The organism is Corynebacterium tuberculostearicum, assembly GCF_022347385.1.
Lineage (GTDB): Bacteria > Actinomycetota > Actinomycetes > Mycobacteriales > Mycobacteriaceae > Corynebacterium > Corynebacterium tuberculostearicum_M.
Window position 1 is genome coordinate 84,968 of record NZ_JAKRDT010000004.1, and the last position, 15,416, is coordinate 100,383.

The following is a 15,416-nucleotide window of genomic DNA, read 5'->3' on the forward strand; positions in this document are numbered from 1 at the left end:
CTGCCTGATTCAGAATATCGACCACGAAACCAATGATCTCGCTGACGATGTCCACAGCGCTAGACAGAATCATAGATAACTCCTTCACTAGGATTAGCTCTTTATATGCTATCCAAGCACAAGGCATTACATCGGGGCAATAGTGTGCTTCTTCGGTAGATCGCTTTCCTGCTTGGTGGCCAGCTGGCGCAGTGCCTGACGGAGCGCCAACCGGGACTGATTCGGCTGAATCATCGCGTCTAGATAGCCACGCTCGGCCGCCACATAAGGAGCGGTCATGGTCTCATCGTAGAAGTCCATGAACATCTTCTTGGTCATCTCACGCTGCTCAGGGGTCTCGGCGGCCTCAAGCTGCTTGCCCGCGATCATCACCACGGCAGCGGCCGCGCCCATCACTGCGATCTGCGCGGTCGGCCACGCCAAGTTGATATCACCGGTCAGGTTCTTCGAGCCCATCACGGCATAGGCACCGCCGTAGGCCTTGCGCACGATGAGCGAGACCTTCGGCACGGTGGCTTCCACCACGGCGAAAGCGAACTTGGCACCGCGGTGGATAAGGCCCACCTTCTCCTGCTCCACGCCCGGCAGGTAGCCCGGGGTATCCACCACAAAGACCAGCGGAATATTGTAAGCATCGCAGATGCGGATGAAGCGCGCGCCCTTATCGGCGGCGTCGGCATCAATGCAGCCCGCAAGGTGCATGGGGTTATTGGCCACAAAGCCAACGGTCTTGCCATCGATGCGACCGAAAGCGGTGATCATATTGGGCGCGAAGTTTTCTTGAATCTCAATGAGGTCCTCGTCATCGCCCAACTGGGTCAACAAGTCCATCATGTCGTAGCCAGCATTGGTGTCATCCGGCATGAAGGCATTGAGCTCTTCGTCTTCGGCCACTTCGGCGTCGGAAGGCGCAGCGAACTCCGATGACTCATCAAAGCAGGTCAGCGGCAGGTGATCGAGGAGATCGCGGACCATATCAAAGGCGTCATCCTCGGAAGGGACGACCGCCGAGACGTTACCGTTGAGCTCTTGCTGGCGAGCACCGCCCAGCTCAGCGGAGGTAATATCCTCACCGGTAACCTCACGGATGACGTTCGGGCCGGTGACATACATTTCCGCTTCCTCGTCCACGGCAATGACAAAGTCCGTGGTCACGGGAGCATAGACGGCGCCACCGGCGGACTTGCCCATCATGATGGAAATCTGCGGGCTACGGCCGGACAGCGGGAGCTGGCGGCGGGCGATCTCGGAGTACATGGCCAATGAGGTCACCGCATCCTGGATGCGGGCGCCGCCGGAATCCTGAATACCGATGACTGGGCAGCCAATCTTGATGGCCATGTCCATGACCTCGGTGACCTTCTTGCCAAAGGTCACGCCGACAGAGCCGCCGTAGACGGTTTTATCGTGGGCGTAGATACACACTGGGCGGCCGGAGATGCGGCCATAACCGGTGACCACGCCATCGGAATAAATGGCGTCAGGGTCACCTGGGGTCTTACCCAAGGAGCCGGTTTCGACGAAGGAACCCTCATCTAGCAATTCATCGATGCGTTGACGAGGCGTGGTGCGCCCAGCCTCGTCGCGGCGCTTGCGGGAGCGCTCACTGCCTGGGTCCTGCGCCTTGTCCAGACGCTCGCGCAGGTCAGCGAGTTTCTCAGCGGTTGTCTGCTTGGCCGCCACGTATCTTCTCCTCGATCCATTCGTCCATATGCTTGCCCACGATGCCGATGGCTGGCTCGTCTGGCACTGCAAGGTGATCGCCTTGCAGCTGCACAATTTCTAGATCCTTAACGATAACTCCCCAACCTCCGTCGGGATCAATCTCAGCGTAGCGCGGCTCCAGCTCAATCGCACCGTCGTGCATGCGCTCGGAACGGAAAAGCAGCACCGGCACCGTGACATCGGCCCAGCGATGGAAGTCAATCTTGGCCAGAATCTGGTTATCCACGAAGGAAGCGCGCTGGTGCTCCAGGACGCCGGCGGCAAGGCCGTGCTCGGAGGCGTCGGTAGTAGCGAGGAACTCCGCCAACATGGTCATGAGCGCATCTTCGCCCATGGTCTCAAGCATCTCGTACGGTGGCTCAAAATCCAGGCCGTAGGTCTTCTTCGCAAAGGCCGCGTAGCGCTCCCAGCGGGCACGGGTTTCTTCCGGGGTATCCGGCGCTGGGTTCGACGGCTGGGTGGTATCCAGCAGCGCGATGAACGCCACGTCCACCGAATCCTGGCCGCGCTGGGTGCGCTGATGCAGCTGGTAGGCCACCTCATAGGCTAGCGCGCCACCGAAAGACCACCCGCCGAGCACGACCTTGCGGCCGCGAGCGTAGTGCAGGATGTCCTCGATATAAGCCTCGGCGCGCTCCTCCAGCGAACCCTCGACGCGCTCTACGCCGTAGACTGCCACGTCCTCGGGCAGGCGGCGGGTTAGTGGCTGGTAGACCACAGTGGTGCCGCCGGCTGGGTGGAACATGAATACGGCCGGACCATCAGCCTCGCGCAGGACGCGGATATTGCCTTCTACCTCGGTCTCCAGTCCTTCGCGGACGAGGTCGGCCAAAGTCTCTAGCGCCTCGGCCTCGTGGACCTGCTGGGCGGTGACCTCGATGCCGGCACGCTCGGTGAGGCGCTCAGCAATCTGGGTGGCAACCTCATCGCTTACCTCGGGCAGTGCCGAAGTGACACCCGCCGCGGCCTTTCCGGTGAAGGTAGCCCAGGTGCCAAAGACCATGCGCTCCGAGGCATCGCGCGGGGCAACGCCGACGCCCTGGCCCGGCTCATCTTCTTCTGGCGCAGGGGTATCCGCAGAAGCAATCTCGCTGGTATCCACGCTGCCGCCGGCCACGGCCTCTTCCACCATGGAAATAACGTCTGCCAGGGAGGCGTCGCGCAGCGCCTGCACCTGCAACGGCGGAATCTGGAAGTCATTTTCCACGCGGTTCTTAATGCGCATGCCCATCAGGGAATCCAGGCCCAAGTCAATGAGCGGCAGCTCGCGCGGCAGGTCAGAGACGTCATAGCCCATGGATTCCGACACGATGAGTGCGAGGCGATCCTCCACGGTTTCCTCCGCGGGATCCCAGCGCACGGCATCAACCTCTGCGGTTGCTGCAGGCTCGCTTTCAGGCACATCGGCCACGCCCGGGATAGGCGCCGCGCCCAAGTCCAATGCGGAGGCAAAGCCTTCCGCCAGGAGCTCCGTCTGTGCGCCACGGACGGCGTAGACGGCTACGGACATACCACCGATGGACTGGCTTACCACCGTGGTGACCTCACCGCGCGGTGGCAGGTCGGCATGTTCCTCGGTGGCGATGATGCGCGCCCCAGGCTTGACGGCCTCGGCCGCGGCCTCCACGATGGCCAGCGCGGATGGCGCCTGGTCCGCATTGGTGGAGAAGGCCACCTTGCCCTCTGGCAGGTTGACGCGTGCGCCCGGCAGGCCGGAAACGCCGGCCGACGGGCGCGCGTTGGTCCAGAAGCGCTGGCGGTTGAACTGGGTATAGGGCGCCTCTACGCGCGCACCAGAGCCAAAGACCGCGCCAAAATCCACCGGCATGCCGGCGACATAGAGCTTGCTGAGCAGGTCCAGCAACGACTCGGTGGGATCCACCTTGCGCTTCAGGGCATAGAGCAGCTGGGCATCGGCCTTGCCCACGGCGAAGGCGGTGGACATGAGGCCCATCAGCGCCACCGGGTTCGGCGAGATTTCCACCAGCTGGGTGTGGCCAGCGTTGAAGGCCGCCTCGGTGGCGTCCTGCAGGTAGACCGAATGGCGGGTCATGCGCAGCCAATAATCCTCATCGTGCACGGTGGTACCAGGGCGATAGACCTCGCCCTTATCCACGGAGGAAAACAGCGTGGTGTGCAGCGGCTTGGCCTCCATGCCGGCGATGGCTGCATGCAGCTCGCCCAGGATGGGGTCCACGGCCGAGGTGTGCCCGGCGGCCTTCACATTGAGCGCACGGGCGAACTTCCCCTCGCCGTCGAGCTTTTCCACCAGGTCCAGCACCTCTTGGCGGGGGCCGCCCACGGTGGTCATTCCGGGGCCGGTGTACACGGCGGGTTCGATGTTTCCGTCGAGCGCGGCAATGTCCTCGGCCGAGAGCTCTACGACGGCCATGGCTCCTTGCTCGGCATCGCTTAGCGACGCCTCACCCTCACCCATCAACCGCGCGCGGTGGCAGGCAATAACCATGGCGTCCTCTGCGGAGATGCCGCCTGCGGCATAGGCCGCGGCAATCTCGCCCATGGACATGCCCATCACGCCGGCCGGACGCACGCCAAAGGAAGCGAGCAGGTCCGTCAATGCAATCTGAATGGCGGTAATGGCCACCTGGGCGGTCTCGGTGTCATAGGTTTGGGCATCGTCGTTGACGATATCCAGGATGGACCAGCCGGACTCAAAGTCCACGATGGCATCCAGCTCTTCCAAGCGGGCCTTGAACTGCGGCGAGATCGCAATCATGTCTTTAGCCATCTTGCGGTGCTGGGATCCGAAACCGGAATAAACAAATACTGGCCCCGGAACGTGCGGGGAATCCGCAGCGGCAATGCCGACGGAGACCTTGCCTTCAGCTACCTGGCGCAGGCGCTTGACTGCTTCCTCGGTGGAACTAGCCGTCACGACGGCGCGGGAACGGGAGTGGTTGCGGCGGGCGACGGTGCGGGCGACGTCGACAAGCGCGGGCTTTTCCGCCTCAATGAAGTCTGCCAACAGGGCCGCAGCGCGTGCCCGGCGCGAAGGCAAGAGGCCAGAGACCGGCAACGCCACCGTATCGGTGGAAAGCTGCGGCTCGCGCTCGGCCGGGGTGCCGCGGTAATCGGTGAGCACGACGTGCGCATTGGTGCCGCCGAAACCAAAGCCGGATACGCCAGCGACCTTGTGGCCGGAGTACTCGGGCCACTCGCGCGGATCCTCGACTACCTCGAGGTGCTCGGCCTCGAAATCGATATAGCGGTTCGGCGCCGAGTAATTGATATTGGCCGGAATCACGTCATTGCGCATGGCCTGGATGACCTTGATGAGGCCGACCACGCCCGCGGCGGATTCAGAGTGGCCGATATTGGTCTTGGCAGAGCCGAGCAAAATAGGAGTTTCGACCCCGCGGCCCGCACCGAGCACGCGGCCCAGGGCGGAAGCCTCAATCGGATCGCCCAGAATGGTGCCGGTGCCGTGGGCCTCGATATAGTCCACGTCCTGCGGATTTACGCCCGCATCAGCATACGCGCGACGCAGCACATCCTCCTGTGCCTCCGGGTTCGGAGCGGTCAGGCCATTGGAGTGGCCATCGGAGTTGACGGCCGAGCCCTTGATGACGGCCAGGATATCGTCGCCGTCCGCTTCCGCATCCTCCAAGCGCTTGAGCACGAGGACGCCGGCGGCATCGGCACGCACGATGCCATCGGCGTCGTCAGAAAAGGCGTGAATGGCACTCGTCGGAGAGGTAACGCCCAACTCCGAGAACGCCGTGGACGCATGCGGGGCAGCCAGAATATTCACGCCGCCGGCCAGCGCCACGTCCGCGCTTCCCGTGCGCAAATCCTTCATCGCCTGGTTCACCGCCACGAGGGAGGAAGAGCAAGCCGTATCCACGTTGATGGAAGGGCCGCGGAAATCCAAGGCGTAGGAAATGCGGTTGGCAACCACGGCGGAAGAAATGCCGGTCAGCGCATACGGGTGCATCTCGGCGGAATCAGCGCCGATGAGCATGCCGTAGTCATTATTGGTCGAGCCCATGTACACGCCAGTCTGCGTTCCCCGCAGCTCATTGGCGGGAACACCAGCGTTTTCTAGTGCTTCCCACACCAGCTCCAACAGGATTCGCTGCTGCGGATCCATATTGGCGGCCTCAAGCGGGGATAGGCCAAAAAATTCCGCATCAAAGGACGCGATGTCTTCGATATAGCCGCCGTCGGTATTCTGCTGAGCGATCTTCTCGCTCATCACCGGATCGGCGGAGTACTCGGACCACCGGCCCACTGGCAACGGGCCGGTGCCCGCGCGGGATTCCGCCAACATAGACCAGAACTCTTGGGCATTCTTGGCGCCTGGGAAGCGGCCGGAAAGACCGATGACCGCAACGTCGGATCCCTGCGCGATCCGCGGGGCGTGCTCTTCTGGTTGGGGCGCCGCAGGTGCGTTCAGCAGGCGGTCCGCCAGCAGCTCGATGGTGGGATACTCATATGCCACGGTGGCATCGAGGCGGGTGCCCAGAAGGTTTTCCAGCTCGCCGGATAGCACTACAGCATCCCGCGAGGAGAGGCCATAATTTTCCAAAGGCTTGGAATCTAGGATCTCTTCGGCGGAAACACCGGTGGCCTGGGCGACCCAGTCACGCAGCCATGCTCGCAGTTGCTCGATGGTCATAAAAAGGTCTTTCGTTACGGAAAATTACTAAATGGCGTAGGGGTATATCGCTATATTTTGTCACTTTGTTAGCGATATATCAGAATCCCACATAGTTCTTCTTGGCTACGCGGCGCGCAATCTTGCCGGAGGACGTGCGGTTGATTTCGCCGGGTGCCTTCCACACGATGTCATCCGGAGTGATGCCATGGTGGGCAGTGACCGCGGTGCGAATGGCCTCGGTGGCCTCGGCATCGCCGGACGGCTGCGCATCATCGGCGCGCTCCACCAGCAGGACGAGGGACTCAGAGTCATTGCCTTCCACGGAGAAGGCAGCAACGGAATCCGGGCGAACCTGCGTGGAAGCGGCTTGCACCGTGCCCTCAATATCCTGCGGATAATGGTTGCGCCCAGCAATGACGATGAGATCCTTCAGGCGGCCGGTGATATACAGTTCCCCATCCACGATGGCCGCCAAGTCTCCGGTGGCCATCCAATAATCGTCTTCCGGCAGGCCATCCTGTTGACGCTCACCCAGGGTATTGCGGAAGGTCGCAGCGGTTTCCCCTGGGCGGTTGAGGTAGCCGGTGGCCATGTTGGGACCGTGGACCCAGATTTCTCCGATAACGCCGTCCTTCACCTCGGCGCGAGTTTCCGGATCCACAATGGCGAGGTGCTGATGCGGCACGCACTGGCCATTGGAGGCGTAGGCAACGGTGTCTTCGGATTTATCCTCGATGACGGCGCGACCTGCAGCTAGCTCCGCGCGGTTAAAGTGCGCGATGACCGGGCGCTTGTCAGTTTGCGGGGTAGACACAATAAGCGCCGCTTCTGCCAGGCCATAGGACGGACGCAGTACGGAACGATCCATGCTGAAGGCATCGAGGAAGGAGTCCACGGCCGATTCGGTCACGGGCTCGGAACCGATAATGATGCCGGCCACGTGCGAGAAATCTGCATCCTTGGCATGACGCGCAGCGAGTTCCAAGGCAAAGTTCGGGATGGCGGTATAGGTGGCCTGCTTGCCCGCGGTGAGGCGCCGGACCCAGCGATCCGGGTGCTGGATGAAATCGCGCGGGGTCATCACCTCGAAGTCGAGGCCCAAGATGGTGACAAATACGGCCAGGATGATGCCCATATCGTGGTGCATCGGCAGCCAAGAAACGATGCGGGCCGGCATCTGCAGCTGCAGGGCCTGGAAGATCTGCGCCACGTTGGTAATAATCGCGCGATTGGTGAGCTCCACGCCGGCCGGGGTGCGGGTGGAACCGGAGGTGTACTGCAGGAAGGCAGTGTCCTCTGCAGTTCCTTCCACGGGGGTCCACGAGCTAGCCAAAGAATCCGGCAGGACATCAAGGGAAATGACGCGCGGGCGCTCGCGTTGAGCGGAAAAATACGTGCGCACTGCCGCCGCCGAAACGCGGTTAGTTACCACGATAGAGGGTTCACAATCACCAAATACGGCCTTTAGGTGGTCCGAGTGGCCCGGTTCGTTGGGGTCATAGAGCGGAATCGGCACCATACCCGCATAAAGAGCACCCAAGAAGCCGAAGACGTACTCCGGTGAATTACCTGCCAAGATGGCCACGCGGGTACCGGGCTCTGCCACCTGCTGCAGGCGCGCCGCCACCACCTTGATGCGGTTATTGACCTGCGCGCGGGTAAGTTCCCGGCAGGTTTCTTCCTCCCCGTAGATCCACTGGCGCATCACCACGCGGTCTGGGTTGGTCTCCGCTTGGAAGAGATTCTCTGACAACTGGGCCAAGGTGAACTCGGGCGCTAGGAACTGCCCCATCTGCGCTTTCAGATCCATCGATTCTCCTTAGGTAAATGGTTTCGATAATAAAACTATCGGAGTTGGGGGAATGGTTGTTACGCGGCGTCGATAAGCTGGCGAGCCCAGCCCACTACCCACTGGTTGGCAGTCGTGCCATCGATAACGCCACTATTGGAGGCGTATTGCGCATGCACGCCATTCGCGGCAATCAAACCCTGCGCGCGCTCAAGTGCATTGGTCACGTTTGGCGGGGCATCACAAACCGAATCATTGGGCGCGCAAATCTGGAAGGTGCGATCCGCGAGGCTACCGAACCCATTCTGGCGCGCACCACGCATGGAGGCACCCGGCACGATGGGCTGAACCAGTCCGGATACCGGCTGAAGGGCAATTTCAGCGCCGACGCCACCCACCTTGCGGCCTGGGTTTTGCCCGACGCCATTTTGACGGCGGCCGTCCGCGATAAGGGCCACGCCTGCGATTGATTCCGCCGGAACCGCTCCCTGGCCGCCGCCAATCTCATCAGCAACGTCGCCAGCAATCACCGCACCCTGGGAAAAGCCGCTCAAAATAAATTTGGTAGCTGGGCAGCTTTGGTGAACGCTACGCAGCTCGTCATTCATCTTGCCGGTTCCCTCATTGCGGGAATCGTCGTAGCTCATTTCGTGCTGCGCATTAATGTTTTTAAATTGCGCGGTATAGGGAAGGGTCCAGACCTTCACGTCGTCCCCGTAGGCCTCCTGCAACGGCTTCGTAATAGACAGCATGAACGAGCGCGGGTTGGCAGAAGGATTAATGGGGTCGTCGTCAGCCGCGGACTCCCAAGTACCCGGGGCAGAAATGAACTCAACACGGGGGCACCACTCGGGCTGCTGCGGTTGCGGCGGCGCTGCCTGCTCCGTGGTGTGCGGAGCAGGGGAATCGGTGCCTTGGTTGAGGTAACGCGACGCGCCCACGCCGATGACAGCTAATACGACGAGGGCCGCGACAACGGTAATAGTTTTTCGCATGGATTAGTTGTACCAGCTAAACCTAGCAAATCCCTGAACGTGCAGAATCCTTGATGAGCTGGGAAAGCTCCTCAAAACTCTGCGTGGTGCGCTGCTGCTCGATGAGCTGGCCGGCAACCGCAGAAATGGTGACCTCATTCTCGTCGCAGGCCGCTTTGCCGGCTCCAAGGAGCTGATCCTCAACGCCATCGACGTTTACGCCGGCGTCCTTGAGCTTGTCCAAGTACTTGGCGTCCGGTTCCGGCACCTCAGCGGACGGGATTTCAGAAATCTCGCGCGCACCGCGATCTTCTTGCGACTTAGAGGTGGCACTCTCCGAAGAGGAAGGGGCCTCGGACTCCCGCTCGAGGGGCGCGACCTCGGTCTCTTGCGGCGGTTCGCTATCCACCGTGGCGGAATCGCAGCCCGCAAGACCCAAGCACAGCGCCGCGCCCACAACTACTAGCTTGCGCATAGCTACTTCTTCTCGGTCCGAACCTGGCCGAGGACCTCGCTGATCTTGCCGTGCTGGAATTCCTGGCTCAGGCCGCCAGCGGCAATCTCGGAGTAGTCAGAAGTAGGCCAGCCGAACTCGCCCTGCTCCCAGCCAGCCTGGCCCCAGCGGTCCATGATCTTGCTCTTCAAAATGTAGTGCGCGCCAGTCTTCGGGGACCAGTAGATGCTGCCCTTCTCAAAGGTCTGGAAGAAGCCGCCATTGACGGCGTTCTCACCGGACGTCGGGAAGCCGAGCGCAGATTCAGCGCCGCCCATGTCCTTGTACTTGGCGCCGATAGCGCCGTGGACTACCTGGTTGGAGCCATCCGGGTTACGGGTCAGGACGCCATCCTGGAATTCCTGCATGTAGCCCTCGCCGACCTTCTTAACCGAGCCGGTCGGGTACTTCAGGTCGCCCTTTTCGTAGCCATTCTTACCCCAGGCCTGGAACATATCGCCGGTAATCTCCCAAGCGCCGGTCTCCGGGGACCAGTAGATGGAGCCGTGCTCGAAGTGCACGAAACGACCCTTGCCGTCCGGGGTCTTAGACTCGCCGGTCTTAGGGAAGCCCAGCCAGGAGGTAGGTCCGCCGATTTCGGCGTAGCGAGCACCAATGCGGCCGAAGAGGGCGTGCGCACCGGTATCCGGGGACCAGTAAGCGGTACCAGACTCAAAGTCTTGGGCCTTGCCCTTCTTGGCGACGTCGTACTCGTTATTCAAGCAAGAGCCAATGACGCCGCTCTTGGTCTCCTTGGCGATGGCGCCGATGGCCTCACAGTCCGCACCGCGGTCAGCCTTGTCCATCTCGAGGGCATCTGCGATGTAGGGCCATGCCTGCTGCATCTCAAACTGCCAGTATTCCCAGCTGTGCACGCCGGATGGGCGGAACTTAACCACAGGGTCAATCTTGGCGCGCTTCGCATAATCAACATAGGTCTGGGTGGACATGCGGGAAATGACCTCCAAGCCCATACCGGCAAGGTTGGCCTGACCCTTGGCTACGGAGTTGGCGTTACCAAAGTCATCCTTGCCCGAACCTGCAGAGACATAGACCTTCATGTCCTTCAGGTTTTCAATGCCCAGCTTCGGATCGTGGTCGATCCAGTTTTGGGAACCTGGCTCGCCCCACATCTTGCGGGAATCATAGCCGCCGGCATCTCGTTGCGCCGCCATGATGGCTTCCGGCATGCCACGCGTAGTGGTATCGAGGTAGCCGGAGAAAGAACCCACGAAGCTAAACAGGTGCGGGTTGCGCTCAGCCAGGTTCATCGCGGCAGTACCGCCCATGGACAGGCCGGTTACCGCGCGCTTGTGGTTGGAGCGGTACTCATTGTCCAGGATCGGGATCAATTCCTTGGTCAGGAAGGTCTCCCACATATAGCGCTTACCACGGTCTTCCTGCTCCCAATCCGAGTAGAAGGAAGATTCGCCGCCTACCGGCATAACTAGGTTGACGTTACGGTCAGCGTACTGGTTCAAAATATTGGTCTCAATGGTCCAGCCGGACTCATCGTCACGTGCACGCAGGCCGTCGAGCGCCCATACCTCTGGGAACTTCTTTTCCGGGTGGGAGTACCAGTCACGAGCCAGCTGGATCTGCACCTTCTGCTCTTTGTCCGGCATAGCTGCGGACTTGATGTAGACCATCAGGTGGCGGTTGGTCAGGTACTCCACACGGTTGATCTTCACGCCCTCCGGCAGGCCCTTAACATCCGGGTATTCGGTGTTCAGCGGGGTGCGGGCGGGCGGTTCCTTCGGTGCGAAGTGATCGGACAGGCTGGAATCGCCGCCGATTGCGGAAGAGAGATCGCCTACGGAAGATTGTGCGGTGGCGTTTGGCAGCAGAGCCAAACCCACGGCAATAGCGGTAGGTACTGCGGCCACTGCAAGGCCCTTGCGAGCTTTGCTCGGGGAAGTGCTTTTGCGCATAGGTAAACGTCCTTGAAGATTTGCCGCGGTACCTTTCCGAGGGTTCCCCTCCCCCGGACCGATGCCTGCGGCGTGAGCTGTCTATCGTGTGCTCAAGTTTAAGTTGAACTTGAGACTTACGCTAGACTGACACGCCGCTACATTGCCGGGGAGTTGCCCGGGTTATCCTGTCCGCTCACGCGGTACAGGTGCTCGTTGACAAACTCGCCGACGCCCCAGCGCGCCAGCTCGCGGCCGTAGCCGGAGCGGTTCACGCCGCCGAATGGCAGGCCTGCTGCGGTTACCGACGCCTCGTTGACGAACGTCATGCCATCGTTGAGCTGGTTTGCCACCTCGAATGCGGCATCCAGGTCGGTGCCCCACACGGAGCTGGACAGACCATACTCCGAGTTATTGGCAATCTCGATAGCCTCTTCAACATCCTTGGCCTTGTAGACAATAGCCACAGGGCCGAAGATCTCGTTGCAGCCTACGTCGGTGGATGGGTCGACGTCGGTAAGCAGCGCAGGCTCCATGTAGGCGCCCTCGCGGTCAATCTTCTTGCCGCCTACGCGAATCTTAGCGTCGCCGTTGGCCGCAGCCTTTTCCAGGCGCTCCACGATCTCATCGCGAGCATCGATGGAGGACAGCGGACCAATGTCGGCATTCTCGTCGTCATAAGTGCCGACCTTCATGTCCCCAATCTTCTTCTCCAGGTACTCCACGGTGCGGTCGTAGAAGTCCTCCAGAACGATGAGGCGCTTTGGCGCGTTGCAGGCCTGGCCGGTGTTGTACATGCGGATCAGGTTGTACTGATCCAGTACCCACTCTAGGTTCTCATCATCAATAACCAGGAACGGGTCGTTGCCGCCCAGCTCCAGCACGGACTTCTTGTAATTTTCACCGGCGGTCTTGGCCACGGCAGAGCCCGCACCCTCCGAACCGGTCAGCGAAACACCCTTGATGCGCTTATCCGCTACAAAGGCATCCATCTGGGAACCGGAAGCGTAGATGTTGATGTACGCATCCTTCGGCAGACCAGCCTCTTCCAGGATGTCCTGGCACGCCTGGGAAGACAACGGGCAGATGGAAGCGTGCTTGAGCACAATGGTGTTACCCAGCAGCAGGTTAGGCGCCGCGAAGCGGGCCACCTGGTAGTACGGGAAGTTCCACGGCATGATGCCGAGCAACGGGCCGATCGGCTCCTTGCGCACTACGGTCTTGTCGGCATTCTGTGCCGGCAGGTACTCGTCGGCAAGCAGCTCGTGCGCGTGCTCGGAGTAGTAGCGGTAAATATCGGCAACAATCTGCACCTCGGCCTTGGCCCAACGGGTCAGCTTGCCCATCTCGCGGCCGATGTGATCCGCTAACTCATCAATGCGCTCTTCATAAAGATCAGCTGTGCGGGACAAAACCGCAGCACGCTCCTCGATGCGAGTGCTCCGCCATGCCTCGTAGGCCGCGGTGGAACGGTCTAGGATGTCATCGCGCTGCGAATCATCGATACGTTCAAACTGGTCTTCACTCTTGCCTGTGCTTGGGTTCTCAATAGCGAACATGCGCCCCTGTATAGTCCCAACTCACAAACCTTGCAATGGCCCCCTCCTGAGCTTGAGGAATCGCTCCCACGTCAGCTTCCAATGAATATTCCGGGGCGCCAGAGGACCTGCCGCTCGGTCCACCTCATAGGTGCCATCCTCAAACATCCAGACAATATCTCCGGTAAACGGGTCCATGATGTATCGCACCCGACCATCCGTCTTCACGTTATGGTGATGCTGACACAGGCACACCAGGTTTCCCACACTGGTAGGCCCTTTGTCGCCGTACTCCACTCGGTGATCCAATTGACAATAGTGCGCTGGCATTGAGCACCCTGGCCACCGGCAGGTCGCGTCCCGCCCCTGCACCCAGGCACGGATTTCTTCTGAGGGGACATACTTTTTGACGTCCTCGGCGGTTAGAGTTCGCACCGCAGAGTCATGTGCTAAGTCCTCCCCCAGATCGCACCATCCTGCACTAGGAATAAAGACGCGGGAAGGATCCTCGCCGGTGCGATAGGTGTTAATCACCACCTTGGTACTAGTGCGGTTAAAGATCAGATTTTCCAGCGCTTCCGCCTTTGAAACTCCGTCTTCTGCTGCCGCTTTATCAACATGCCGGGAAATCGCCGCCGCAGTGGCCTTATCTGTCTTCAACACAATCGTGGCCTGTCCACCCGAATAGGACACCGACACTGCGCGCTCGATCTGCGCCGATAAATCTGGCTTCAGCAGCCCATCAATGAATCCACGCAGGAAATTTCGGATTTCCGGTTCCGTCGGCACATGCTGTCCTGGGTCTTTGGGCGTGAGGAAATCCGCCAAGGCCGCATCAACGAGTTGGATCTGCGCTTCATCCTCGCCGAGGGGGCGCAATTCCACGTCAATAACTTGGAGTCGCGGAAGGTCCAAAATCCAGTGTTCCGTTTGCACTGCGGTAGTAAGCGGCAGTTCGCGCATCCGAAAGTGGGCTTGGATTGCACTTGATACCCGCCATCGCGAAAGACCGAGTCTCTTGGACAATACGGCCAGTGTGCAATCAACGTCGTCTTCTAACTGTGGCAGCACTGCCTGGAACAGTTGCCATGATTGAATTCTTTGCACCATGGCCATGACACACACGGTGTCTTCCATGTCATTGGTAGAAAAATACGCCTGTTTTGGTGGTGCGGTAGCAGTAGTCACGAAAGCTCCCCCTCTAAATAATTTCGCACACCCGATCGAACTGACACCCCTAGATTAACGCAACGCCGAGACACCCGCAATAGTTAGACGTATATTTGTTCGATACCCGTCGCAAAAGAAAATCCCCTTTCCTTAAGAAAGGGGATTCGGCCGCAAGAATTACCAAGCGTTCATGACGTTAAGCACCTGTGGCTTAGAGCGATTGAGCTGGTAGCCGAACTGCTCCCAGTTGTGCAGACCCTGTGCTGGGTAGTCCACGGTCGGGTTCAGGCCCTGCAGGCGAGCGGCACCCTCCCACACGCGGGTGGTGATATTGGAGCCGACCTCAAGTGCAGCACCGGCGGCTTGGTGCTCCGGCAGGTAGTGAGCATCGCCAGCGCCTGGGACACCAGAGGCAGCGGAGATGTACAGGTTGGTATTGCGCAACTGCGGAATGAGCAGCAGCGGATCGTTCTGGAAACGCTTCGGGTTAAACAGGGAACCGTACATAGCGTTGATGTTGAATCCGCCCGCATCCAGCATGGCAAAGCGCATCATGGTCTGAGCGCCTGGGACCGTGGTGGTCAGGAAGCCGGAGTAGGACAGCGCCTGACGGAACTGGTTCGGGTGCTTTGCAGCCAGGGTCAGTGCAGCACCGGCGCCCATGGACAGGCCAGCAATGGAGTTGTTGTTGCGGGCAACACCGAAGTTGCGCTCCAAGTAACCAGGAAGCTCGCTGGTCAGGAAGGTTTCCCACTTGTAGTTGACCGGATTTTCCAGGTCGTAGGTAGCAGGACCCTGCCAGTCAGCGTAGAAGGAAGCGGCACCACCGACGGGCATAGCGAGGGTGATGTTGTGCGGCTCGTAGGTCTTGGCAGCATTAACGTCATTTACCCATGCGTTAGTGCGATCGGTGGCACGCAGGCCATCTAGCAGGTAGAGGGCAGCATTGCCGCCGCGCTTTGCCGGCTGAACCTGCACCGGAATGGTGCGGCCCATAGCCTGGGACCATACGTCGCAACGCTGGACCCACCAGCCAACCTTGTCCCACTCACACGTACCAGTGGCGTCACGGCGCAGCCAGTCGCGGTTGGCTGCCTCTGCCGGCTGGGAACCCGCCACGACGGCCAGGCCCAAAGCTACGGCAACTGCCATGATGACTGAAAGGACGCGACCCTTGATGGATGCAGTCATCTTTC

9 protein-coding genes are annotated in these 15,416 nt (G+C 60.4%); all 9 read right to left on the minus strand.

Annotated elements, in window-relative coordinates:
- Window positions 1-126 precede the first annotated feature (126 nt).
- The gene (locus tag MHK00_RS03500) at window positions 127-1,683 is read right to left on the minus strand and encodes an acyl-CoA carboxylase subunit beta (protein ID WP_250410478.1); all 1,557 of its coding nucleotides are present in this window, start codon (window positions 1,681-1,683) and stop codon (window positions 127-129) included.
- Window positions 1,658-6,364 carry a type I polyketide synthase gene (locus tag MHK00_RS03505; protein ID WP_250410480.1) on the minus strand — a complete coding sequence of 1,569 codons (4,707 nt, stop codon included), beginning with the start codon at window positions 6,362-6,364 and terminating at the stop codon, window positions 1,658-1,660. Before MHK00_RS03505 ends, MHK00_RS03500 begins: the two co-directional genes overlap by 26 nt.
- Before the next feature lie 79 nt (window positions 6,365-6,443).
- Window positions 6,444-8,156 (minus strand): AMP-binding protein, encoded by a 1,713-nt coding sequence (locus MHK00_RS03510; protein WP_250410482.1) that lies wholly within the window; start codon window positions 8,154-8,156, stop codon window positions 6,444-6,446.
- Window positions 8,157-8,215: 59 nt separating this feature from the next.
- Complete coding sequence (locus MHK00_RS03515; protein WP_250410484.1) at window positions 8,216-9,130, minus strand: cutinase family protein; 915 nt, start codon at window positions 9,128-9,130, stop codon at window positions 8,216-8,218.
- Between the two features lie 22 nt (window positions 9,131-9,152).
- Window positions 9,153-9,584, minus strand: a complete 432-nt coding sequence (locus MHK00_RS03520) for a DUF732 domain-containing protein (RefSeq protein ID WP_250410486.1) — start codon at window positions 9,582-9,584, stop codon at window positions 9,153-9,155.
- Window positions 9,585-9,586: 2 nt separating this feature from the next.
- Window positions 9,587-11,533, minus strand: coding sequence for an alpha/beta hydrolase-fold protein (locus tag MHK00_RS03525; protein ID WP_250410488.1), 1,947 nt, complete (start codon window positions 11,531-11,533; stop codon window positions 9,587-9,589).
- A gap of 137 nt (window positions 11,534-11,670) precedes the next feature.
- The gene (locus tag MHK00_RS03530; RefSeq protein WP_250409113.1) at window positions 11,671-13,071 is read right to left on the minus strand and encodes an NAD-dependent succinate-semialdehyde dehydrogenase; all 1,401 of its coding nucleotides are present in this window, start codon (window positions 13,069-13,071) and stop codon (window positions 11,671-11,673) included.
- Window positions 13,072-13,092: 21 nt separating this feature from the next.
- Entirely contained in the window at window positions 13,093-14,238 is a 1,146-nt protein-coding gene (locus MHK00_RS03535; protein ID WP_250410490.1) for an HNH endonuclease signature motif containing protein, read from the minus strand.
- 159 nt (window positions 14,239-14,397) lie between these two features.
- Window positions 14,398-15,411: an alpha/beta hydrolase gene (locus MHK00_RS03540; protein WP_250410491.1), complete on the minus strand. Its 1,014-nt coding sequence runs from the start codon at window positions 15,409-15,411 to the stop codon at window positions 14,398-14,400.
- Window positions 15,412-15,416: the final 5 nt, after the last annotated feature.